At 48.4% G+C, this 23,986-nt stretch carries 16 protein-coding genes and 1 tRNA gene; 6 read left to right on the top strand and 11 right to left on the bottom strand.

The window, feature by feature from the left end:
• Positions 1–83: 83 nt before the first annotated feature.
• The 8 genes from GVJ32_RS15290 to GVJ32_RS15255 form a co-directional block, all read right to left on the bottom strand.
• A complete protein-coding gene (locus tag GVJ32_RS15290; RefSeq protein ID WP_159240948.1) occupies positions 84–2,027 on the bottom strand; it encodes an acyltransferase family protein in 1,944 nt (647 codons plus the stop codon).
• A gap of 245 nt (positions 2,028–2,272) precedes the next feature.
• Entirely contained in the window at positions 2,273–3,235 is a 963-nt protein-coding gene (gene pta / locus GVJ32_RS15285; RefSeq protein ID WP_159240947.1) for a phosphate acetyltransferase, read from the bottom strand.
• A 128-nt stretch (positions 3,236–3,363) separates the two neighbouring features.
• A complete protein-coding gene (locus tag GVJ32_RS15280) occupies positions 3,364–3,696 on the bottom strand; it encodes an AtuA-related protein (protein ID WP_159240946.1) in 333 nt (110 codons plus the stop codon).
• Between the two features lies 1 nt (position 3,697).
• The gene (locus GVJ32_RS15275; protein ID WP_159240945.1) at positions 3,698–5,068 is read right to left on the bottom strand and encodes an acyclic terpene utilization AtuA family protein; all 1,371 of its coding nucleotides are present in this window, start codon (positions 5,066–5,068) and stop codon (positions 3,698–3,700) included.
• A gap of 53 nt (positions 5,069–5,121) precedes the next feature.
• The gene (locus GVJ32_RS15270; RefSeq protein WP_159240944.1) at positions 5,122–5,910 is read right to left on the bottom strand and encodes an enoyl-CoA hydratase/isomerase family protein; all 789 of its coding nucleotides are present in this window, start codon (positions 5,908–5,910) and stop codon (positions 5,122–5,124) included.
• A gap of 422 nt (positions 5,911–6,332) precedes the next feature.
• On the bottom strand, positions 6,333–7,163 hold the full coding sequence (locus tag GVJ32_RS15265) for an alpha/beta fold hydrolase (protein WP_159240943.1): 831 nt from the start codon (positions 7,161–7,163) through the stop codon (positions 6,333–6,335).
• Complete coding sequence (locus tag GVJ32_RS15260) at positions 7,156–7,800, bottom strand: START domain-containing protein (RefSeq protein ID WP_159240942.1); 645 nt, start codon at positions 7,798–7,800, stop codon at positions 7,156–7,158. Before GVJ32_RS15260 ends, GVJ32_RS15265 begins: the two co-directional genes overlap by 8 nt.
• 17 nt (positions 7,801–7,817) lie before the next feature.
• On the bottom strand, positions 7,818–10,040 hold the full coding sequence (locus GVJ32_RS15255) for a TonB-dependent receptor (protein WP_159240941.1): 2,223 nt from the start codon (positions 10,038–10,040) through the stop codon (positions 7,818–7,820).
• 202 nt (positions 10,041–10,242) lie between these two features.
• Between GVJ32_RS15255 and GVJ32_RS15250 the strand changes: the two genes are divergently transcribed.
• From GVJ32_RS15250 to GVJ32_RS15240, 3 genes are all read left to right on the top strand, one after another.
• Positions 10,243–11,253, top strand: a complete 1,011-nt coding sequence (locus tag GVJ32_RS15250) for an AraC family transcriptional regulator (RefSeq protein ID WP_159240940.1) — start codon at positions 10,243–10,245, stop codon at positions 11,251–11,253.
• Positions 11,254–11,398: 145 nt separating this feature from the next.
• Complete coding sequence (locus tag GVJ32_RS15245) at positions 11,399–11,662, top strand: hypothetical protein (protein WP_200841443.1); 264 nt, start codon at positions 11,399–11,401, stop codon at positions 11,660–11,662.
• A 192-nt stretch (positions 11,663–11,854) separates the two neighbouring features.
• Positions 11,855–11,931 (top strand) — tRNA-Met (locus tag GVJ32_RS15240).
• Between the two features lie 199 nt (positions 11,932–12,130).
• Here GVJ32_RS15240 and GVJ32_RS15235 read toward each other — a convergent pair.
• From GVJ32_RS15235 to GVJ32_RS15225, 3 genes are all read right to left on the bottom strand, one after another.
• Positions 12,131–13,363 carry a DUF3047 domain-containing protein gene (locus GVJ32_RS15235; RefSeq protein ID WP_159240939.1) on the bottom strand — a complete coding sequence of 411 codons (1,233 nt, stop codon included), beginning with the start codon at positions 13,361–13,363 and terminating at the stop codon, positions 12,131–12,133.
• Positions 13,364–13,489: 126 nt separating this feature from the next.
• Complete coding sequence (acs, locus tag GVJ32_RS15230; protein WP_159240938.1) at positions 13,490–15,430, bottom strand: acetate--CoA ligase; 1,941 nt, start codon at positions 15,428–15,430, stop codon at positions 13,490–13,492.
• A 144-nt stretch (positions 15,431–15,574) separates the two neighbouring features.
• Positions 15,575–17,797, bottom strand: coding sequence for a NosR/NirI family protein (locus GVJ32_RS15225; RefSeq protein ID WP_159240937.1), 2,223 nt, complete (start codon positions 17,795–17,797; stop codon positions 15,575–15,577).
• 229 nt (positions 17,798–18,026) lie between these two features.
• Here GVJ32_RS15225 and GVJ32_RS15220 point away from each other — a divergent pair, with 229 nt between their 5' ends.
• From GVJ32_RS15220 to exaC, 3 genes are all read left to right on the top strand, one after another.
• The gene (locus GVJ32_RS15220; protein WP_159240936.1) at positions 18,027–20,327 is read left to right on the top strand and encodes a TonB-dependent receptor; all 2,301 of its coding nucleotides are present in this window, start codon (positions 18,027–18,029) and stop codon (positions 20,325–20,327) included.
• 354 nt (positions 20,328–20,681) lie between these two features.
• On the top strand, positions 20,682–21,863 hold the full coding sequence (locus GVJ32_RS15215; RefSeq protein WP_159240935.1) for a porin: 1,182 nt from the start codon (positions 20,682–20,684) through the stop codon (positions 21,861–21,863).
• Between the two features lie 252 nt (positions 21,864–22,115).
• On the top strand, positions 22,116–23,636 hold the full coding sequence (gene exaC, locus GVJ32_RS15210; RefSeq protein ID WP_159240934.1) for an acetaldehyde dehydrogenase ExaC: 1,521 nt from the start codon (positions 22,116–22,118) through the stop codon (positions 23,634–23,636).
• Positions 23,637–23,986: the final 350 nt, after the last annotated feature.

The following is a 23,986-nucleotide window of genomic DNA, read 5'->3' as shown; positions in this document are numbered from 1 at the left end:
TTTTTGCTCGGGCACGGAGAGCTATTGAGGAACTCCTTATGATGTGAACTGCGGTATAGGAAGTGCCCTTCCCCGCAGGGCTGTCATGGCTTTGTATTGATTTGTTTAAACCACGCTGCAAAATTTTCTCCGTAGTATTGACTGCCAAACAGGCTTAAATGGTGGGAGTCGCGGTATAGCGTGTGACCGTCGCGCAAAATGCTGCAGCTTTCACCCGCGCAGAAATCGTCTGTCGGGTCATAAATCGCGACATTACTAAAGCGTGCACCGAATTCGGTAAGTTGGCTGCGATGTAGTGCCTGCCTTGTAAGTACGTCTTTTTTTGCAAAAATGCAGTCGACTTTACCTTTAATGCAATCTAGCGGGAAGAAGGTGAGCTCTGGAATATCAATAACAATAACCACATTTATTTTCAGCTGGTGCAAAAACTCAAGAGTATTCGCCAGCCCCCCATAAAACGCATCAATTCTATTTAATTTTGGGTTTTTAAGGTCTGTAATTATGCTGTCGAGAGGGTCGAATTTTTTTTGAATATGGTCTGCGGCTATAAATGTTTCTAGCGGATAAGAGTGGGCAAACGACAGCACTAGCAGCTCAAGTTGTTGTTGGCTTTTTACGTAATCGAAAACTTTCCTCAAGCGTGCAGTGCATACCGTGCCGTCGGCGGCCGTAAATTCCAAGCCAATTAATGGTGGGCAACTGGGGTTGCCAATTAACTGCCATTGATATTGGCTCAGTGCTTTAGCAATGCCGTAAAACTTATCGTCTGCATGGCTATCACCAACTACCAACGCAGTAGGCTGCTGGCTTGTGCCGTGGCAATAGTCGAGGGTCGGATCAGTTCTACTAAGTGTCTCTGGGCATTCCAGATAACCAAGACGGCTGGTGTTGTATGCTAGGTCTTTAAATAAGGATTTATTACGTTTTTTTGCAAAGCCATCAGATGTGCTACCCAAAACGCCAAATATGCACACACCGGCAATGGCTAGGCTTATCAGTGAAAAAAACATGGTTCGGCTGATTTTAGTTTTAGACCGAAAAGGCTGCTCAATATACCGCCACGATAAGTAGGCAAGCAAGATTGTTACGCCGAACAATGCAATATAGGCAGGCGTGCTTTGCTCCACAGTGGCGTGTCGGTAGAAGGCGTAGATAGGCTGGTGCCACAGGTAGGCGCTATAACTGATCAAACCGACGCCGACGAATAATCGCCTGCTGAGCAGTTTGGCTACATAGGTTTCTTTGTTTGCATAGATCAGAATAAAAACCGTACCTAGTACCGGCGTTAGCGCGTAAATACTCGGGAAGGGCGTGTTTTCATCAAAGGCGAAAATAGAGAAGACGACGGCGGCTAGTCCACCTAGGGCTAATGCATTGTTGTTTTTAATCTCCTTGCCTTGAACAATAAATACGGCGAGTGCGCCAGCAAACAGTTCCCATATCCGTGTTGGGGCAAGATAGAAATTTGCGGTTGGATTATTTCGCGCCCCCCATTCACTTAGCATCAGGCTTATGACTGCAAGAGTGGCGATGACCCAAAATAAACGCGTCTTGCCAAATCGCCATATCGACATTAAAAACAGCGGGAACAGCACATAGTACTGCTCTTCAACCGCGAGGCTCCAAGTATGTAGCAGGGGCTTCATTTCATTGGCGGAATCAAAATAACCACTTTTCAGCCAGAATAGAATATTGGAGCTAAAGCTACTTGTTGCTAATAGGCTTTGGCTAAAGTCTTTCATGGCCTGCGGTGGCAGCCATACCCAGGCAAAAGGGATGCAGCTCAGCATCACCAAAAGTAGTGCTGGCAATATTCGTCGAGCGCGACGCTCGTAAAAATTAAGGAGGCTAAACCGCTGGTTTTCAATGTCCTCAATGAGGAGTGTTGTAATGAGGTAGCCGCTAATTACAAAGAAAATATCTACGCCAACGAAGCCACCGCTAAACAGCTCAAACCCGGCATGGAATAGAATGACAGGGATAACGGCAAGGGCGCGTAAGCCGTCTATTTCTGCGCGATATTTCAAAATAGTATTCCTTTTATTGAATCGCGGTGTTGCCTTGGGTGGGGCAATGCGCCTTTCATTATTCTTTTACATTCGATATTTTCTCTATTGTACCGTTGGGTTTAGATCGGGCGAAACAGATCATTCCGATACGGGTGGGAATTGTCTATCTTGGTGTTAGCGGTTTTGGTGGGGGGTATTGGTTTGTGAGTTAACACAAACCAATACATAGTCGGGAGTGGGGGAAGTTGCTTACGATAGTTTAGTTACTGCGCCAGCACCGCAGCAATCACGGCCACATCCACAATGTCGGCTGCCGTACAGCCCCGAGATAAATCCATCCATGGTTTTGCTGGCCCCTGAAGAATGGGACCAATGGCTTTTGCGCCGCCAATGCGCTCAGTAATTTTGTAGGCGATATTACCCGCTTCTAAGCTCGGGAACACAAAGACATTTGCCTGGCCTGCCACAGTAGAATCTGGCGCCTTGCGTTGACCAATTGCCGGCACAAACGCGGCGTCAAATTGCAGCTCGCCGTCGATGTCGAGCTCTGGTGCGCGCTGCTTGGCGAGGGCTAATGCCGCAGTGACTTTGTCGACGCGGGGGTGGCTGGCGGAGCCTTTGGTTGAGAATGACAGCATGGCAACCTTGGGCTGATCGTTTGTTAGGCGAAGATAGCTAGCCGCGCTACTGATGGCGATGTCGGCTAGCTCTTCACTGCTGGGGTCAGGTATAACCGCGCAGTCGGCGTAGCTCATTACTCTGCCGTCACTTAATTCCATCAGGAAAAAACTGGACACCAGTTTGGCGTTTACATCTAAGCCTAGGCCTTGGATACCTGCGCGTAAGACGTCGGCGGTGGTGGCGGTTGAGCCAGCGACACCCGCATCCGCGTAACCAATTTTGATCAGTACGGCGGCAAGTAATACTGGGTTCTGTAGCGCGTCTCTCGCCTTCTCGGCGGTCATACCCTTGGCTGCGCGAGCTTCGGTAAAGGCGTCGATCGCTTTGCCGCGCCATATCTCTTTGTCGGGGTGTTGCTCAAAAATCTCAATGCCAGCGGGTGGTTCTGTACCTTCAGCTACATTGATTAAAATCGGCGTAACGAGGCTTTGGGCCTCAAGCGAGGTCGCGGCATCAATGACACGAGGATCGTAGTGCTCGGGCAGAATAACGCGCTTAGGCGCTTGTTTGGCTTGCAGGTGTAAGGCGCTGAGTATTCCGCTCATGACTGATCGCTTCTTTGGTTTTGGGGGTAATTGCGTAAGTGTTGTTTTGCTATGACTATTTGGATAGTGATATAGCATTCAGGCCGGAGAACCGGCCTGAATGAGGATAACTTATGATGCGCTAGCGTTTAAGCCAGCAATGCATCCGGAATATCCATTTCCATGTGCAGCAGCGCTAAGCTGTGTACTTTGCCCTGCGCGTCCATGATCAGCGTTTCCGTACCACCGCCGCCTAGCGAATCTTCAAGGATGAAGTTTAACACTTGTAGGTTAGGCAATTCATAACGCTTTACATCGCCAAAGCAGATTTCTTTGAAGTGATCTTTAACCACGGCAATGGTCAGGTTCTCACGAAGAAACTCATACAGCTCTGGTGTGCGGGCCTTAATGCCAACATTAGAGCCATCACCTTTGTCGCCTGAGCGAGCAATTGCTACGTCAAATAATTGTACACGGGCCATTTTATACTTCCTCCACGATCACGCTGGTGGTGACTTTAGTTTTGTCGATCAGGGCAGGCCAGTAACCTACTATCTCGGTGGGGCGTGGGCGACCAGCCGCAAAGCCGGTAACGCCAACAGGGCCGCTAGTAATAAGTGGTGCTAGCTCGCGAGCCAAGATGTTGAGCAGGTTCTTGTCGTGGCTTTTGGCGCCAACGCGCAGCATTACTTCGCTGGGCTCTTGCTCTTGTTTCACAATGCCTTTGTAGCAAACATTGGTGCCGAACAGCTCAACAAAGCGATCTGCTTCTGGAATGGGCTTGCCGTACATGCCAACACGCTCAAACAAGATGGCGGCGCCAAGATTGGCTTTCTCAATAGCGTCTGGACCGGTGTAGGTCAGCTGGCCAACAATCTTGTAGCCATCTTCGTACGACATAGACACTTTGTACGTTGGGGTTGGTGCAGAACCTTTTACGCCGCTGACGCGAACGCGATTTTCGCCGACTTGCTCTAACTTAATTGTGGTGAAGTCAGAGGTGCAGTCAGGTCCTAAATAGTTAACTGGGTCGCCTAGTTCGTACATCAGCTGTGACGTGATGGTGTCGATGTTGACCAGGCCGCCAGTGCCTTCGTGTTTAGTCACAATAAAGGTGCCGTCCGCTTTGGCTTCTACTACGGGGTAGCCAATGCGAGCGAAGTCGGGCACGTTGCGCCAGTCGTTATAGTTACCGCCAGTGCACTGCGCGCCACATTCGAGGATGTGACCCATTACGGTGCCAGCAGCTAGCTTGTCAAAGTCTTCCATTGACCAGCCAAATTCATAAATCAGTGGTGCAACGACTAGTGATGGATCGGTCGAGCGGCCAGTAACAACAATGTCAGCACCTTGTGCTAGGGCGTCAACAATCGGCTTGGCGCCAATGTAGACGTTGGCGCTAGACATTTTGTCGAGAATCGATTCAACCGCGTCGCCATTGTCGAGGTTTTTGAATTTTTCGCCAGAGGCCATTAGCTCAGGCAGTTGGTCGAGAATGTCGTCGCCTTCAACAATACCGATTTTAATACCGGTCATGCCGAGTTCTTTAACGACGCTTTGAATGGCTTCTAGGCAACCTTTTGGGTTAACACCGCCCGCGTTAGCAATAACCTTGATGCCTTTCTTTTGGCAGGTAGGCAAAATTTGGCGCAGCATTTCCACGAAATCAGTGGCGTAGCCAGCTGAAGGATTACGCAGCTTTTGCTTCTGCATAATACTCATGGTGACTTCGGCTAAATAATCCAAGGTCAGGTAATCCAGCGGGCCTTCTTCTACCAGGCGCAGCGGACCTAAGAGGCTGTCGCCCCAAAAGCCTTGGCCATTGGCGATAAGCACGGTTTTATCTTGGCTCATAATACGTTCCTGTTTGCGTGTTAATCGGGTTAAGGGGGTCGGCTATAAAACGATTACTGAATCCAAGCCGGTTTGCGTTTTTCTAAAAAGGCGGTCAGTCCTTCACGGCCTTCGTCTGAGCCGCGGGTCTCGGCAATACGCTGGCTGGTGTCGGCAATCATGTCGGCATTAATTTCGCCGTCGGCCACATCCAGCACTAAGCGTTTAGCTTCGCCAACGCCGCGTGGGCCGTTGCGGAGTAGGCTCTTGGTAATGCCTGCAATGCAGTTATCTAGCTCTTCACTGGCAACCACTTCTGACACTAGGCCCAAGGTAAAGGCCTTGTCGGCGCTGATGAGTTCGGCGGTGGTGAAGTAGCGGCGTGAGGCCCGTGGACCGATGGCCCGCACAACATAGGGCGCAATCGTCGCGGGAATCATACCGACTTTAACTTCGCTTAAGCAAAACGCGGCTTCTGGTGAGGCTACTGCCATATCGCAGCAGGCGACCAAACCAACACCGCCGCCGTATGCTGCGCCTTGCACTCGCGCAATGGTGGGTTTGGGTAAGTAATTTAAAGTGCGTAGCATCTCAGCCAGTAAATTTGAGTCGCGCAAATTTTCTTCAAAAGTGTAGGTCGCCATGCGGCGCATCCAGTTCAGGTCGCCGCCAGCGCAAAAGCTTTTACCGGTAGAGGCTAATATCACAACTCGCACGGCAGGATCTTCTCCGGCTTGTTTAAAGGCGGCGGTCAGCGCAGCAACCACTTTATCGTCAAAGGCATTATGGATGTCGGGGCGATTGAGAGTGATGGTGGCAATGCCGCCCTCGCTCACATGATACTGAATGATGTTGTCGCTCATGCCTTGTCCTTTCATACTGAATGAAACTTATAGCTAACCTATAGCTAACCACTATTGATGTTTGCTGTGATTATACTAATGCTGTCTATATCGAATTAATAGAGCATATCATAAGACTTTGGCAAATTGCTATTGAGCCTAATTCAATAGCGCTAAATATATGATTGCTAGTGTACAGTATGCGTGCGAATTTTTTAACTAGATTCTAGCATCTTTGTCGGTGAGCTCGGTGCATTTGATGACATGGCTTGTGGTGTCGGCATAATGATAAGTTGTGTAGTGTTACACGCAGGCTACGTGTTTAGGTTAGATATAAGCAGAGGGTCTAATCCGAAAGGCCGTAAAAGGGGGCGCGGGTATAAAACCGGCAAGCTACTTTGATTTGTTTTAGCGCAAGTCGCGACGGTGAAGTGTATTCGCTATTACGTTGCGGGCGTTATCAGCTGAGTGGTTGCTTGCTCAATACTTTGCTGAATGTGCTTCACCATCGCAGCAGGCTGGTCGTACATGGGCACGTGGCCGGCATTTTCTAGTAACATAAAATTCGCCGACGGCACAGCTTCACACATGGGGGTTAGGAACTGTGCGGGTGGTAATACGTCGTCGTTTGCAGACCATACGATATTAACTGGGATTCCTAGGCCTGGAAGTGGCCTAATAGGGCCGTCTTCACGGAACGCCGTTATTAGCGGCGGAATGACGGGGCACCGGCAGATTCCTAGTAATAATCTCTGTGCGGCGGTTGGTGATATTCGTTCGCCGTGTCTCATTTGGCTGGCAAATAACCATCGCCGTGCCGCAGAGAATGTCATCAGCGGCGCGAATAAGGGGCGCAAAAAGGGAAAGACTCGGCAAGCAAGTACCATCGCTCTAGCAATACGTAAAAAAGCTTTCTGATTGGGCCAGCTACCTGCTGGTGAAAAAGCAGTTACTGATTCTGCAAAGCCGCATCGCGCTAGCTCCAGCGCTAACCAGCCTCCTAATGAGTTGCCTACGACATGGGCTGATTCAATGCCCTGACTTTGCATTTCCTGGACTATTTTTTTACTGAGTGAATCCATGCTAACCGGTAGCTCTAGATCCACAGGTTCGCCATCAAGGTGCCCAGGTAACGCTAGCGGAATAATCCTATAGTTGGTTGGGAGCAATGGTAGCAGCGGTGTCCATATATCATGAACTGATGTCGCACCGTGAAGCAGTAGTACCGTTTCCGTTTTTTCGGTGGAAGGTGCGTTAATGGTTAATTTATTCATTGGACAAGGAGTCCTCTAATTCAAGAACGCGATTTAGACGTTCGAGTGTTTTGGCAGGCTGAGTAAGCGCCAAGCGATTTAGCAACCAAGCCGGAATTGGCCCTGCAGGATCCATGAACATTTCTGCGACCACCGTCGTTTTGTCATCGGCGACGGGGCTGAGCTGCCAGCGATACCACGCCTCGGTTACTCTTATGCGTTCGGGTTCGGGTGTATATTTATCGAGGACCGCTTTGCTGCTAATTACTAGCGTGCCACCGTCGCGGTACGCCTCGGTTTCCAGAACAATATCCCGATCGCGCACTGGCCAGGGCATATCGTAATGATAGTAGGCTCGTGTGGATTGCGTCGATGTCGATAGAATCTTGACGCTCTTACACATCTCATCCCAATCGAGGCGACGCAAGGGCGCAATTAGCAATGTCGCTACCTTGTCGAGTTGAGCGGGCAGTGTCGTTTCAATCCGTACTGCTTTTAGATTAGAGCCAGTTATATCTCGCGTTAAAATTTTGAATTCGGCAGATTCGCGACGGAGCGTCCAGTCATCGTCTGAGCCTTGGGCCTTCACAGGGAAGGCTTGGCTGGTGATGGCTAAAAGTAAAATCGTCCATGACCAAAGGGGGCGTAAATTAATCATTACGGTATTCAGTCCATTCAGCGGAGGTTGACTTCAATGCCCAGTGATACTGAGCGCGGCGGGTTATAAATGGTTAGAAGCCCCCCAGTATTAGGTGTATCAAATATCACGCCTGGTTCGAATTCATTGGTCAAATTATTTCCCACTAAATTGATTGATGGCTCGCCCCACAGCTCTGGAAAGCGGAAATTAATACTCGCACCTAATAACTTAATTGGAGGGTGTTCGCGGGTCCGCGCTAAATTGTTGTAGTTGCGATTTTGATAGGTGTAGTTGACCGTTGACACTATTTCTGCAGGGCCAAGATTACCCAGCCAAGCCACGATTAGAGAGCCCGACACGGGTGGTGAACCTGGTAGCTCGGTTCCCGCTTCTGCCGGCCCTTGGAAATCGTCGAAGAACGTTGTGGTGTGTGCATCGACGTAAGAGCCATTAAGTTTGATGGCAAATCCACCGGGAAGCAGCGTATTTAAACCAAACTCCACTCCAGTGTTTTCAGCTCCCCCCACATTGGTAGTGTAGGCAAATGCACCTGTGTATTCACGTTGCTGTACTTGCATATCTGTCCATTCCAGATAGAAAGCTGTGATATCAAATTGAATGGCGCCCTCAAGCCATTCGGTACGCAGCCCCAGCTCGTAGTTCCAAATATTGTCGGACTTGAAAAATAAAGGGACATTCGGGTCGCGGGTGGGGTTTTGATTGGCGCCAGCGTAGCGGAAACCTTTTACCGCCGAAGCAAAGACCGATATAGAATCTGAGGGAGCCCACTTGATCGTGAGTTTAGGGTTGAATACCGTTTCTGCCACTTGGCCAACGTCTCTACCAAGTGAGCCGGCGGTCAGTCCGCTGAGATCGCCAAGGACCGGTGCCAAGACGCCACCAAGTTCTCCGATAAGGGGTAGTTCAGCGACCGGCAAAAGGGTGGTTTCTATGTCGGCGTTGGTGCTCTGTCGGAAATAGCGGCCCCCTAGGCCTAGCTCCCAATGTTCGCCCAGCGCGCGAGTAACATCTACAAAAGTAGCAAATTCTTCGGCTTCAACATTGCCCCGCAGGCGTAAGAGGTCACCGGTTAATTCCGTGCCAATGTTTAACGCTAAGAACTGATCGCTATATATGTAAAATACACCGGCGACGTAGCTCCAATCGCTTAATATCCACCAATTCGATTCGGTTGGTTCATTCGATACAATACGCAGCTCTGCACTGGGCTGTTCCGAGTTAATAAAGGTGTCGCCATAGATGCCTACTCCAAGCGGAGAGGTTCCAAAAAACTGCGAGTAATCCAGCCGTTGGGGGTAGTCTTTGGTCATATTCGCGACAATGCCAACCACGTCAAAACTATTAAAATCCCAGTCGGCGGTAAGGGTATGAATATCGGTGCGAGAGTCAGTCACATCAGCAAAGAAGCGTTCAGAATGTGTTGGTTCGCCAAGGGTGTTGGCAAAGGCGCCATCGTCTTGGTGGGTCTCGCGGCGAATACCGCTGTAATTTAGGGTAAACGACTCCGATGCACGCCAGCTTAACAATCCGCGAAACTGTTCCGATTGCGAAGAATTAATATCTTCGCGACCAGAGCGGAGATCCGTTATGTAGCCTGGGCGGGCAGTTTTACTTGCGACAACGCGCGCGGCAAATTTATCGCCAAGCGGCAGGTTGGCCATGACATCGTAGCGATGTGACATACCATCGCTACGCGCGTGCTCGGTAGTTGCAGCGGCGAACTGGCCATAGGCCTCTTCAAAGTCGGGTTTGTTTGGCACGTAGCGAATTGCCCCTGCCAACGCCGACCCGCCAAATAGTGTTCCCTGCGGCCCCTTAAGAATCTCTACTGTTTTTAAATCGTAGGGATCTATGTTTGGTTGTGGGCCAAGAATTGAAGGATTCACCATTGACACGTCTTCGTAAAACATACCGAAAGTTCGCGTAAAAAAGGTGAAAAAAGTGTCTGTTGAAACGCCGCGAATGATGACCTGCGCCGCCTCTGGGTCAAGCCCCGGACTTACTGAGACACCCGGTGAAAACCGCGCAATGGATTCGATATTGGCGGCACCAATATCGCGTAAAGACTCCCCAGTAAACGCGTCAATACTCAGCGGTATGTCGCGCAGGCCGGCATCGCGCTTTGTTGCCGAGACGATAACTTCCTCTAAAATCGTGGTGCGCTGCTTTCGCGTCGAATTGTTTGTTGGTTCACGCTCAGCGGTATCTTGTGCTAACAATTGTAGTGGCGCAGCCATTATTAGTACCAAACCAAATTGGATGCAGTACAGACTGAGTTTCATAGATAGGGTTATGAATTTCTTTTTATCGCTCTTCATGATTCGCCTAAATTATTTTGGTTTTTATACGAAGGCTGAAATATCCGCTAAATAAAGGCTCGCAACAATGTCGTAGCTGGACTAATATTTTGTCATAAAACTCCCTCGTGCGAGCTTATTGATGAGTAAGTACTTTATACCGCCACATATCCGCTGGGCATTAACCGCAACGTTGGAAGCTCGAGGCATTGATGTGGAATCGTTGCTTAGTGAGTACACTCAATTCGAAGGTCTTGATAGCCCTAGGTACGACTTATTAGTCTGCCAGAGGTTGCTGCAAGCCGGCTGGTATTTGCTTGATGATGAAGACTTGGGTTTGGGTGACGGCCCGCCGTTAAAGCCCGGGGCTTTTTTTTACGCCAGTAATCTAATGATCAATGCGCCAAACCTTGGTGAAGCGATGCGAGTTGCCGCCAGTTTCTATAGCTACGTAGGTAAGTCTTGGCAGCCTGAATTTTTCAATGATAAAAAGCATGCGTGTTTTCGTGTGTATCGAAATAGTCGACGGAATGATCCCAACCACTTACTTGCCGACTACCTTCTTATCGGTTTTTACCAGTTTGCCAGCTGGTTAATTGGCGGTCGCATTGCACTCAAGAGCGTGAGTTTTGACTATCCTCGCCCTGAGCATGAGGTGGAGTTTCAGACATTATTTCCCTGTCGGCGATACTTTCAGCGCGACTACCTTGAATTCACTTTTAGTGCCACGTATTTAAAGCAAAAAATTGTTCAGAATGCAGGGTCACTTGAAACACTACTGCTTTCGTCCCCGTCGTTTTTACTGACGCCGCAAGAGAATATGCGCAGCTTTCACACTGAAGTTCGTCATCTGCTGGAAAAGTGGCCGACCCCTGAAATGCCAAGCGTTGGTGAAATCGCCGAAAGGCTGAACTTAACTCCGAAAATGCTGGGAACGAGATTGCGAAAGGAAGATGTAAGTTTTAATGAAATTAAGAAAAGTGTGCGACTAGACAAGGCCACGCAACTTCTCACTAACCACAATATTTCGATAGCAAAAATTGCTGAACAATTGGGATTTGAGGAAACCGCTGCGTTTAGTAAAGCATTTAAAGCTTGGGTCGGGGAGTCTCCCGCCCAATACCGAAAAATGCGTTCCTCGTACGATGAGTGAACTTGTCCACGTAGCGCTATGCTGCAGGTATAAAATATATGTATTGGCGATAAGGCTGACGGGATATTACAGTTACGGCTCAAAATCTTGCTATAATTACAGTCTATTTAATTACGGCCAATACTAAAAATTAGGAGCCAAAGGCATGATGAATATGAGTAGCGAGGGTGGCGATAAATGCCCTTTTGACCTGAATTTTAACCCAGACACCTTTAAAGTCGGCGACCTTGTTAGCTACAGGGTAGACGGAAGTATGATGGATATGCCTTTTGTTGGAGTGCTTGTAGAAGTACACGACGATCACGTGATGCTTGCTCATTACGACGGCAACCCCACCCCAGAGGGTAATGTCATGCGCGGCACCAAAATTGATCGCCCTGTGGTAAGTGAAGCTGACGCACTGAAATGATCACCGTCCCTGGTAAGAATCAGCAAGCAAGGTGCCAGACTGGTATCTTGCTTGATCTATAAACGGCCTGCTTTTCTAGCCAACCTAACTAAATTCCACTTTTCTCGTTTTATCTTCGAGAAGCGGTTGCAATACCAAAATTCCATCCCTATAATGCGCGCCCTGTCTTAGAGAAAAAGACAACAGATCAGTTGCGGGGTGGAGCAGTCTGGTAGCTCGTCGGGCTCATAACCCGAAGGTCGTAGGTTCGAATCCTGCCCCCGCTACCACTTTAAAGAACGGCAAATCAGTTACTTACTGGCTTGCCGTTTTTTTTCGCCTGTTGGTTTTGGGCCTCTGTGCCCACAGTGCGCCCAAATTGTATTTCTATTGAATTTCCAAACTCCATCAGTCGACCTTCGGGCAGCGGTATTCGAGTTCGCCAAAAAATGGCAGCCTCAGGCGCTAAGCTACTTGAGTTGCGGAGAACTATAGAATTTTCTGTTGATGACCTTGTTTACCTATGGCTATTTCGCGGTATGAACAGCGGCCTTGTCCGCGCATAAATATCGTTGTGGCAATGAGCCACACGTTGACGACCCGCTTGGCCGGTCCGTTGATTATGTTTTTATAGTCGCTGTATACGTCGCGCTCCTCGTCTAATTCTTTCCCTAATTCAGCAACACCACTGCGTTGCACTACGTGGGTTTCTACCGCGTTCCAGCCTGGAATCGGACAGGCGAACACTTTGCCCACGGGCAATTGGCTGCTCCACATATAGGTAAGGTCTTTGCCGTCGTCAAACTCTACGGCAATGGATAAATAATCGTGGTTGAGTAATTGATCTTCGCCAACCATCGAGGGCAATTTGTCTACCACCCAGCGCCAATTGAGCTTAAGTCCTGCTTCAAGTGGTTGATTGGCCACTGGGTGCTGAATAATGCCGACGTTCTTCTGCGCACAGCAATCGATATGGCCCTTGGGCGAGCTGGTGTAAATACTGCCGTCGCCAAAGGCGAAAAAGTTATTCCAGCCTTCGGGCATTAATTTTTCTGTACGTTGGCGCTGCAGCTCAAGACTAAGTAAATTGTCGACGTCGCCGGCGGCTGCCAACTTACTTAAGCCACTGTCGGCGGGTTCATTCCAGATAATGGCGATGCCGGTAATTTGACCCTGCCCCGCAAGGTAGTGTTCTGTAGGAACCCAAAGGTCTCCTGCGGGACTTGCGAACTCGCCAACTGCCCTCGCAATTTCTAGCCTGCCGTTGCGATCTGCGCTTAAGGTGCCGGTGTTTTGCATGGTGTTATAAATTGGACTGGCGTTTGATTTACCTGTAACGCGTGCAAAAAACACAAAACCCGGTTCAAGCCAGCGATTGTGTTCCTTGCTAAACCACCAGAGTCCGGTGAGAAAGAAAGTGACCTGTTGGCCGACTTTTAATTGCCCAAGTTTTTGGCTCCAAGGTAGGTTGCTAGGGTTAATGGTAAAGGCTTCGATACTTTGGATGTTGGCGGTACTTTTTTTAGCCAGCACATCGAATTGTGCGTGTAGATCTCTTGCCGCAATTTGGTTTTGCGGTGGAGATGACTGTTGAGCTTGCGCCATGGCGCAGGGCCCTGCAATAAGTGGTGATGCGGCAAGATATTTGACGAATTGACGACGCTTTGGATTCGCTTGAGATGAGTTGTTGGGGGTGAGTTGGTGCTGATTTTTATTAGACATGCTTACTAGCCCTGCTTTCTGGTTTGATGTAAATGCCGACTGAACTACTGGGCTGTGTTAGGGGCCTCAGCCGGCAATGGTATGATTTCCTATTCCATCTATTTACTTTAATTTGCCGTCTTGTGGTTAAGCTATGATCGCTAATCGATCTTTAATTAAGGTATCAACCACCGTGGGGTCGGCGAGGGTGGAGATGTCACCGAGTGAGTCCATATCGGATTCCGCTATCTTACGTAAAATGCGTCGCATAATTTTGCCAGAGCGCGTTTTTGGCAAACCGGGAGCCCATTGAATAACATCAGGTTTGGCGATGGGGCCGATCTCTTGGCTGCATAATGCAATGAGTTCAGCGCGCAAATTATCGTCAACCTCGGCATTGTCCATCAAGGTAACGTAGCAATAAATGCCCTGACCTTTGATGTCATGAGGAAAACCTACTACGGCGGCTTCAGCCACCTTGGGGTGCAGAACTAAGGCGCTTTCCACTTCTGCGGTGCCCATGCGATGGCCAGACACATTGAGTACATCGTCTACGCGCCCGGTAATCCAGTAGTAGCCATCCGAATCGCGGGTGGCGCCATCACCGGTAAAGTAATAGCCTTTGTAAGTGCTGAAGTAGGTGTCGATAAGCCGCTGATGATCACCGTAAATCGTCCGAATTTGGCTGGGCCAAGACGATTTAACCACCAGGTAACCAGATCCCGCACCTTCGACCTCACTGCCATCTTCATTCAGCAAGGCGAGTTGAACGCCAAAGAAGGGGAAGCTTGCCGAGCCGGGTTTTAAATCTGTTGCGCCCGGCAGGGCCGTGATCATGTGGGTGCCGGTTTCAGTCTGCCACCATGTATCAACAATCGGGCAGCGCGAGTCGCCCACCACGCGGTGATACCATTCCCATGCTTCTGGGTTTATTGGCTCGCCAACGGTACCCAGCAGGCGCAAGCTGCTTCGGTCACTGCGGCTTACGTAGTCATCGCCTTGTGCCTGAAGTGCTCTAATCGCAGTGGGAGCCGTGTAAAAAATATTCACCTTATGTTTGTCAATAATCTCCCAGCAGCGGCCTGCATCGGGGTAGGTAGGCACGCCTTCAAACATCAGGCTGGTGGCGCCATTACAGAGCGGCCCGTAAATAATATAAGTGTGCCCTGTTACCCAGCCCACATCCGCAGTACACCAATAAACCTCGCCTTCACGGTAATCGAAGGTGTATTTAAAGGTCATTGCGGCCTGCAATAAATAGCCGGCAGTGGTATGCAACACACCTTTGGGTTTACCGGTTGAACCAGAGGTATACAAAATAAATAGCGGGTCTTCTGCCGCCATCGACTCTGGCGGGCAGTCAGTGCTCATGCTGTTGACCGCACCGTGGTAATCGAGATCGCGGCCTTCAATCCAAGGGATATCTTTATCGCCGCACTTTACAACGAGGCAGGTGTGAACTTGCGGGCAGTGAAGTAGCGCCTTGTCGACATTGGCTTTTAGCGGCGTATTTTTGCCACCACGGGTGCTTTCGTCGGCGGTAATGATTAACTGGCAATCAGAATCTACTATGCGATCTTTCAGTGCTTCTGGTGAGAAGCCGCCAAAGACCACCGAGTGCACCGCACCAATACGTGCGCAGGCCAGCATCGCGTAGGCGGCTTGGGGAATCATGGGTAAATAAATACACACGCGGTCGCCTTTGTTGACGCCACGAGATTTAAGGGTGTTGGCTAATTTACAGACCTCATCTTTAAGCTCAGCGTAACTGATAGAGCGGCTTTCATCGGGATTGTCGCTTTCCCATATTAGAGCTGTTTGGTTTGCCCGTTCGGGTAGGTGCCTGTCAATGCAGTTGTAGCTAGCATTGAGTTCGGCGCCGCTAAACCATTGGGCTTGGCCCTTGCAAAAATTGTAGTCAACCACCCGATCCCATGTTTGATTCCAGTCTAGAAATTCAGTCGCTATGTCTGCCCAGAAGCCGCTGGGATCATCAATCGAGCGTTTATACATCGCTTTATATTTTTGCGGCGTGATGTGTGCATCATGAAAATTTGCGGGCACATTGTATACGTTGGCTTTAGACATGGTGGGCGTTCCGATTAAAAATTATGCTGCTAAGTGTTACTGTGCGAGCTGCGGATAACAATTCAACTAAAGTCGTAAGCGCTATACGAAATTAGTTGAATCCGTCGTTACGTGATGTCATCTGATGACAGGTCGTTGAAGTAGTTACTTCCCGTGGATGATTCTGACAGGTTCGATAACTTCTGGTGTGTGCCGTTTTGCCTTTTTGTTGGCAGACATCGTTGCAGCGCACTGTTGCGGGTCTTGCAAGATAACCACGCATTCCAAACATTGAATACATTCATCGTAGTCAATGGCACCGGATTTCTTGATCGCATCAATACCGCAGCGGTGTTTGCAAAGCTGGCAGGGACTGCCACATTCCTGCCGCCTATCCAGCCACTTGAAACGGTGAAGCTTACCCATAATGGCCAGTGCCGCCCCTAGTGGGCATAGGTAGCGGCAGTAAAACTTATGGATGAACAGCCCTAAGCCAAGAATGATTACGGCGTAGATGACAAATGGCCATTCGCGGATAAACGCCAATGTGACGGCTGTTTTGAAGGGTTCGATTTCCGCCATTTTTTCGGCTGCAGTCAGTGAGTAGGGCGCAAGCGCCAGCAAGCCAAGCAAAATGAAATACTTTAATTTAAGTAAGCTCTGATGAGCATTTGGGCTGATATTCCATTGTTTAATGTTGAGCTTAGTTGCAATGTTGGCAAGAAACTCTTGCATGACGCCAAAGGGGCATAGCCAGCCACAGAATAAGCCGCGACCCCACAGAATAAGGGAAAAGGCGGTGTAGCTTAAAAGAATAAAAATAATGGGATCGAGCAAAAATACTTGAATATCAAAACCATTTAATACGCCCATGAGTAGCGCGATAAGATTCACGATTGAGAGCTGGCCCTGGACGTAGAAACCAATATACAAAAGAGTGAAAAGTAAAAACCCCCTTCGAAACCATGTAAAACGTCGGCTATTTGTGACCAGCCTACGCTGCATAATAAACGCGATGCTTAGTATGATTAAGCTCAGCGTGAGAATGGCAATGTGTACCAGGCGGCCCTTCCATATCTTGACCCACATCGCCTCTGGCTTACTGATACTAGCGGTGTCGATTTTATTAAAGAGCTCACTTGGCAGTTGGTAGTCGCTCTTAACAGAAATGCTGTCATGAACTAAATGATTACGATCTAGCTTAATACTTAACACCATTTGCATTGCAGCGCTGGGGTCGAATCCCGCTTGTGGCCGTATTTTAAATACACGTAAATTATCTGAACTAGGGGCGCCCTTTGGTAAGTTTGCCTTGTTGCTATCAAAGAAATTAAGGTCTCGCAGTGTAATTGGTAAATTATGCTGCTCAAGACTGATGCGTTCGGGAATCGTACCCGAACGAAATTCATCACCTAGGTAGTCATAAAAGCCATTCGACATTATCAAAATGGCCTGCTCGCCATCGCGGAGTTTATCCATCAGTCGTGTGTAGTCGGCGTCGCCGAGAAGGTTTCGGCCTATACTCGGTGCGTTTAAATAGGCGTAATAGATGTCGGTATAGTTGTGACTTAATTCTAACTGCTCGGCTGGGTAGCTAGATAATGGCTGACCGAGCTGACCTTCGAAGTCACCTATACTTAAGGTCCAATGTTTTACAAATTCAAGGTCTAACAATTTACGCCAGTTTAGTATGTTAAAAAGCTCCGGGCGCACGGTGGCGGGAGCTTGTTGTGCATAGGCTGGCAGAACGCGTCGTGCGACTTCTCGAGCGGAGGAGAGAATCGTGTCGTTAATGACGATGACCGATACCGTGGCCTTGGTAACACCGTCGAAGTAAGTATTGTGAGCGTCTTCCTTCTGCCCAGTTTTCCGGCCACCAAACATAATACGTTCAGACAGCGTGTGCTGCGGATATTGGTCGATAAATTGCTTTAAGGGTTTAGGGCCAAGACCGTGAAGAAAAATGGGTTCGTGATGATGCAGTATTTTTAAATCAGAAAACCGACCGTCGATATCTAAGCCAATCAGGATATTGATTCGCTCTCCAGAAAATCCTTTAAAGTCTACAAAATCATTAGATTCGTAGGCATAACCAATAATTTCATTAAGTTGGTATACCGACCAAATTTTGGTTTCTGGATCTAGTTCTGGTGCGCGCGTGGCGCGAGGAAAGAGTGTGAGTATCTCATTTTCTACGGTTTGCGTTTCGTCAGCGATCGCATACGCAATATTTGGAAGGCTTGTGAAAAGGGATAAAAAAATAATGACGAATAATAATTTTAATATATGGCTAATTCGACAGTGATGGAAAGATACGTCGCTATAAATCTGCCGATTGGGGGAGCTGAACTCTGAACATGGCGATAAGTCTTTGCCTGCTTCATACATAACGGCACCAGTTAATATTATGTGTTATTTAGAGGGCGGGCGCTGGAGTTAGTGTCCATTAGGTATAGATGTCGATGAATAGCACTTAACGTGTAATTAGCTACTACTTTGGGTGCAAATAAGACGAAAGTAGTACCTCACAGTAGTATTTAGCCTCTTTGGTTTAATTGTGGCTTAGTGCCCACAGCGTAGGCTAGGTCATTTAGATATTGCGTTGTGGAGAATAATAATGAGTAGATTGTCAGTCAGTAATAAGTGGCCTTTGTGCGGTCTTGTATTAAGTCTGCCTTTTTCGTCATTGTCGGTCGCTGATACAGAATACAAGCTCGTTGAAAATGTCAGGGTAGTCGGCATGTCGCCAATGGGAGTCGGTTCACTTACCGAGCTTTCGCCATTTCAAGTACAAATTTTCTCGGCAGAAGATATCGACAAAGACAAGGCTTACTCCGTAGCAGAATTTTTAAACCAGCATGGCGGCGGAATCTCCGTTAACGACGCGCAGAATAATCCCCTGCAGCCAGATATTCGCTTTCGTGGCTATGCGGCATCGCCGCTATTGGGCTCTTCGCAGGGTTTGGTGGTGTATTACAACGGCGTTCGAGTAAATGAGTTATTTGGCGACACCGTGAATTGGGATTTACTACCGGCTAGCAGTGTGCAAGAGATGGCCTTGATTGCAGGGGTAAACCCCATCTTTGGTCAAAATGCGCTGGGCGGCGCCATCGTTATTAAAAGTAAGACCGGCTTTAGTTCGCCTCAAGGCGCAATAGAATTGAGCGGGGGTTCGTTTGGGCAGCGTTCTATCTCAGTGTCACAGGGTGTACATGGGGAAAATTGGGGCGGGTTTCTGTCTTTAGATAAATATGAGGAAGACGGCTGGCGAGATTATTCACCGACGGAGGCGAGAAATTTATATGCGTCGCTAAGTCGGCATGATGATAGTAGTGAGCTTGATGTATTTTTTAATTTCTCTGATACCTATTTAAAAGGCAACGGTGCCATTCCCGTTGGCTTGTTGGAGACAGATAGAGAGGCNGTTTTTACGCATCCCGATTTAACAGAAAATCAGATGAGTATGACGAATATTGTCTATTCCCGCTGGTTGTCTGATGAGGTAAAGCTTTCCGTGAATGGCTTTTATCGCCAGGTGGATACCCGAAGCTTTAATGGTGATGGCACTGAATTTGAAGAGTGTGATGCACCAAATGATGACTTTTTGTGTGAAGACGACAGCGATGAGCTAGCGCGAGACCAGTTTGATAATGCCGTTAGTGGCGAATTCGATGCGGTCAATAATATCAGCCGCAGGCAGCAGCGAAGCTGGGGTGCTAGTGCGCAGATCTATTGGAATCTTGATGCCGGCTCAGTGAATCATCACATCACGTTAGGCGCAGATTATTTGGCGGGCATTACCGATTTTGATTCTCAGGTCGAATTTGCAAGTTTGACCGATGTTCGGTCGACCACACGATCGGGTCTTTATGACGCTGAGGGTTTCACTTCCTTGCGTGCCAGTACTGATATGGCAGCACTGTATTTTTCAGATACTGTCGAGCTTAGCGATCGACTCAGTCTAACGGCCATTATGCGCTATAACGTGGTAGAGGTTGGCGCAAAGGATTTGAGCGGAGAGCGACCAGAATTGACGGCCAAGCATAGTTACAAGAGCTTAAACGGAGGGCTTGGTGCGCGCTGGGTATTGACCGACGCTCTTAGTGTTTATGCTGGGGTGTATCAATCATCTCGGGCGCCAACGCCGGTAGAGTTGGCGTGCTCGCACCCAGACGCGCCATGTGTCTTGCCAAATACCTTCCTTGCTGATCCGCCATTGAAAGATGTCGTTGCACGCAGTGTTGAATGGGGTTTACGTGGCGAGTTAGCTAATCACAGCGCCGTATTGGCGTGGGATGTCGCCTTATTTACTACGATTAACCAAGATGATATCCATTTCCAAACAGTGGGTGGTGTTTCTTCCAATGAAGGATTTTTTACGAATATTGGTGATACACGACATCAAGGTATCGAGGTCAGCGGTTCGCTCACCACTGGCAAATGGCTTATGGATCTAAGCTATACCTATCTTGATGCCTATTATGAAACCTCGTTCATCTCGTTTTCACCGAATCACCCCAATAGCGTTGACGGTGCCTTGGCGGTAGAAAAAGGCAGTAAAATTCCATCCATACCAGAACATAGCGCAAAGTTATTGCTTGGCTATCAGTGGACTGAAAAAGTGAATAGCAATATTGTAGTTAACACTAGCACCGGTGTGTATTTGCGTGGTGATGAGGCCAATCAAGATAAAAAAACCGCATCGTATAGGGTCGTTAATGCAAATATTGAATACAAGCCAACAAAAAATATCGCACTAAATATTCAGGCAAAGAATATTTTTGATGAAGAATATGAGCGCTTTNGACTTTATGGTGAGCCAGATGAAGTGCTAGAAGATTTAGAAAATGAGAGCCCGCGATTTCTCAGTCCCGCCGCACCGCGCAGCCTTGCGCTAGGTATAAAGTACAGTTGGTAAGCTAGGCCACTCTTCGCCCAGAGATAAATAAATCAGGGCGAGGAGTGGCTGCAATCTAAAACGATATTATTTTATCTCCCTAAAATTAGCCTTCAATACCGTCTTTTTGATTCACGTCATGTTTTATGTCTGGCTGGAATAAATAGTCGTCTCATCCTTTAGGCGTAGCACTTTATTCATTAGGTCTTATATCCATAAGACGTTTTATTGTGGCGCAAGGTGGTATGGGGGAATGACAAAAATTTGCGCATATTAGTTCCGTCGCAACAGATGATGCGGCGGAGTTAATAGCAGCGTGCAAATTTTTGTGACGCAAAAGATGGCTACAAAAGCCAAAAAATTTTGGGGGAACTCATGAATAAGAAATTAATAATACGGAACATGGTTTCTGGCGCTACCGCGCTGGCATTTAGTATTCCGGCGATGGCGGCTGTAGAAGTTTACAATCAAGAAGACACGACGGTATCGATTGATGCGTCTTTCAATACCTTCTTCGTTCAAAGCGACATCGATAATGATCTTACGGGTGTGGATCGTACACAGTCGAGAATCAAAATGGGTTTGCTGCCTAACTGGGTAGGTTTTAATTTCAGCAAGCAGGTCGGTGACCTGAAAGTGGGTGGGCGCTCCTCGTTTTGGGTAACGATTAATGACAGCGATACCGCAGTGACATCCACGGGTATCGATGTTCGTCAGTTCTACGCGACGATTGATAGCGATTGGGGGCAAGTGTTATTTGGTAAAGATTTTACCTTGTTTAGTCGTTCTAATATTTTTTTAGATGAGATGTTACAGGGCTACGGCGCAGTAAATGACACCTTGGGATTGGTCGATGGGCAGGGTGTCTCTTTTGGGCATATTGGTAGCGGCTACCACTACCCATTCCCACATGCACAGATTACATATCGTACACCAGATTTTGGTGGTGGCTTTAAGTTGGCGATTGGTTTGATTGACCCTGGTAACACCACAACGGATACCGGTGCAGGGCGCAGCAGTGAAGAAAGCTTGCCGCGCTTTGAGGGTGAGCTGACGTACAACACCTCATTTGGCGACGGGAATTCAGTTACCGCATGGTTGGGTTTTTTGCAGCAAAGCTCGGAGAGTGATGCGGCAGGTGTTGATGATGTCGATTCACAAGGGTTTTCCTACGGCGCTAAGTTTAAAACCGGCGGCTTTGCAATAAACCTGTCTGGTTTCTCTGGCGAAGGTCTGGGCCTGTTGCTTGGGCCTGCGGTGGACTCAGCGTTAGGTTTACAAAACCTGATTTCTGAAAATGGCAAAGAAGTGGACAGCGATGGCTATGTTGCTCAAGCCTCTTACACCATGGGTGCAGAGCGCTTTGTTATTTCCTACGGTGAAACCACTGTCGAAACCTCGACAGAGTGGAATAACAGTACCAGCCAAGTTGCATGGTTCCACGACATTAACTCGGTGTTGCGCACTGTAGTGGAGTACAACGTAAATACCTTGGAAATTGGCAGCGCTGAAGAAGAAACGAGCACTATTGCTCTGGGTCTTATTGCCAACTTCTAACCACTAATCTCCCCTTGGGTCGATGCTTTCCGGATTCTCCCTGCTAGGGGTGGGGAGAATCCGGATTTTTTGCTTAAGCGTTAAAGCGTGTCTGATACTACTTGTACGACTAAGTAACTAAGTTTTGAGAGACCAAAGTACAGTTAATAATTTTTACTAATACACCTAGCATGAAGGTTAAGAGCCCTACTCACTGTTTGGGCTATTTTTAATGTTGATCGTGTTAATAATATATAAAGCGAGGTTGGAAAAATGATATACGCGCAACCAGGTGACGCCGGCTCAGTTATCACATTTAAACCACGGTATGAAAACTTCATTGGTGGTGAATGGGTCGCCCCCATCGATGGAAAGTATTTCTCTAATATTACCCCAGTGACGGGTATGCCCTTTTGCGAAGTGCCGCAATCATCGCCCGCAGATATTGAATTGGCCTTGGACGCGGCGCATAAGGCGAAGGACGCTTGGGGTAAAACATCACCCGGCGACCGTGCCAATGTGCTACTTAAAATTGCCGATTGCGTAGAGCGCAATCTAGAAATGCTGGCCGTTGCGGAAAGCTGGGAAAATGGCAAAGGTGTACGTGAAACCTTAAACGCCGATTTACCGCTGGTGGTTGACCACTTCCGCTATTTTGCAGGCTGTATTCGCTCGCAAGAAGGCACGGCGGCAGAGCTAGATGAGACTACTGCAACCTACCATTTCCACGAGCCACTTGGTGTTGTGGGTCAAATCATTCCATGGAATTTCCCGCTGTTAATGGCGGCATGGAAATTGGCGCCCGCATTGGCCGCAGGTAACTGTGTGGTAATGAAGCCTGCTGAGCAGACGCCGGCGAGCATTCTTGTACTTATGGAAGTCATCGCAGACGTTTTGCCTGCCGGTGTTATAAATATAGTGAATGGCTTTGGTAAAGACGTGGGCACGGCATTGGCGACTAGCCCTCGTATCGCCAAAATTGCCTTTACTGGTTCTACTGCTGTGGGCGCACAGATTCTGAAAAATGCCGCCGACAGCATGATTCCTTCAACGGTTGAGTTGGGTGGTAAGTCGCCTAATATTATCTTTGAAGATGTGATGAATTACGAAGAAGACTACATCAGCAAATGTGTTGAAGGTCTGTTGCTGGGCTTCTTTAATCAGGGTGAAGTGTGTACCTGCCCGTCTCGTGCCTTGATACACGAGAGCATTTTCGACGACTTCATGGAGCGTGTAATGGTGCGCGCCCGTCAGATTAAGCAGGGTAATCCCTTGGATACTGACACCATGGTGGGGGCGCAAGCGTCTTTGCAGCAGCTCGAAAAAATCCTCAGCTATATGGATATTGGTCGTGCCGAAGGTGTTGAGATGTTGATTGGTGGTAACCGCAATGTCTTAGAAGGCAATTTGGCTGGCGGCTACTATATGCAGCCTACGCTGATGCGTGGTCACAACAAAATGCGTGTTTTCCAAGAAGAAATTTTTGGACCAACACTGGGTGTAACCAGCTTTAAAAATGAAGCTGAGGCGTTGAGCATTGCCAACGATACTGAGTATGGCTTGGGCGCAGGCGTATGGACCCGCGATATGAACCGTGCCTACCGCATGGGTCGTAGTATCCAAGCGGGTCGAGTGTGGACAAACTGCTACCACGCCTATCCAGCCCACTCGGCCTTCGGCGGTTACAAAAAGTCAGGTATTGGTCGTGAAAACCACAAAATGATGCTGGACCACTACCAGCAAACTAAAAACCTGTTGGTGAGCTACAGCACCAGCCCGCTGGGATTCTTTTGAGTCTCGGGCCGCATTACGCGGTTTAAATGACCCAAGTAGTTTGTGTGCAGCCTGTCCCCGGTGCGAGTACACAAGCAATTTACAGGCTCTAAGTTTGCAAGCTGCAGAAGTGAAGGCTGTAGTAAGCGCTAGTACTGGAGAGCTTGTTTGGGTTGGTGCAGCCTAAGTCAGTGGGGTGTACCAAACATTTGTAGGACGTTGTGTTTGCCGCGACTTTGGGTCGCGGCTTTTTTTGCTCTGCGTTTTGCAATGTCGTCTTAATGTCGTTTTTAGCCAGCATGGAATTAACGATTCGCCTTGCCAATGACGTAACACCAAAGGGGGCTCGGTATAGGCCTAAAGTACAGTAT

It is taken from the genome of Zhongshania aliphaticivorans, from assembly GCF_902705855.1.
GTDB lineage: Bacteria > Pseudomonadota > Gammaproteobacteria > Pseudomonadales > Spongiibacteraceae > Spongiibacter > Spongiibacter aliphaticivorans_B.
The sequence above is the reverse complement of the archived record's forward strand: the minus strand, read 5'-3'. Positions and strand labels throughout refer to the sequence as shown.

Coding starts and splice junctions, on each gene's coding strand:
- GVJ32_RS15265 (WP_159240943.1), bottom strand. CDS start 7,163: ATGAATAAATTAACCATTAACGCACCTTCCACCGAAAAAACGGAAACG.
- GVJ32_RS15235 (WP_159240939.1), bottom strand. CDS start 13,363: ATGTCTAATAAAAATCAGCACCAACTCACCCCCAACAACTCATCTCAA.
- GVJ32_RS15225 (WP_159240937.1), bottom strand. CDS start 17,797: ATGTATGAAGCAGGCAAAGACTTATCGCCATGTTCAGAGTTCAGCTCC.
- pta (WP_159240947.1), bottom strand. CDS start 3,235: ATGAGCGGAATACTCAGCGCCTTACACCTGCAAGCCAAACAAGCGCCT.
- GVJ32_RS15260 (WP_159240942.1), bottom strand. CDS start 7,800: ATGATTAATTTACGCCCCCTTTGGTCATGGACGATTTTACTTTTAGCC.
- GVJ32_RS15255 (WP_159240941.1), bottom strand. CDS start 10,040: ATGGCTGCGCCACTACAATTGTTAGCACAAGATACCGCTGAGCGTGAA.
- acs (WP_159240938.1), bottom strand. CDS start 15,430: ATGTCTAAAGCCAACGTATACAATGTGCCCGCAAATTTTCATGATGCA.
- GVJ32_RS15275 (WP_159240945.1), bottom strand. CDS start 5,068: ATGAGCCAAGATAAAACCGTGCTTATCGCCAATGGCCAAGGCTTTTGG.
- GVJ32_RS15215 (WP_159240935.1), top strand. CDS start 20,682: ATGAATAAGAAATTAATAATACGGAACATGGTTTCTGGCGCTACCGCG.
- GVJ32_RS15270 (WP_159240944.1), bottom strand. CDS start 5,910: ATGAGCGACAACATCATTCAGTATCATGTGAGCGAGGGCGGCATTGCC.
- exaC (WP_159240934.1), top strand. CDS start 22,116: ATGATATACGCGCAACCAGGTGACGCCGGCTCAGTTATCACATTTAAA.
- GVJ32_RS15245 (WP_200841443.1), top strand. CDS start 11,399: ATGATGAATATGAGTAGCGAGGGTGGCGATAAATGCCCTTTTGACCTG.
- GVJ32_RS15250 (WP_159240940.1), top strand. CDS start 10,243: ATGAGTAAGTACTTTATACCGCCACATATCCGCTGGGCATTAACCGCA.
- GVJ32_RS15280 (WP_159240946.1), bottom strand. CDS start 3,696: ATGGCCCGTGTACAATTATTTGACGTAGCAATTGCTCGCTCAGGCGAC.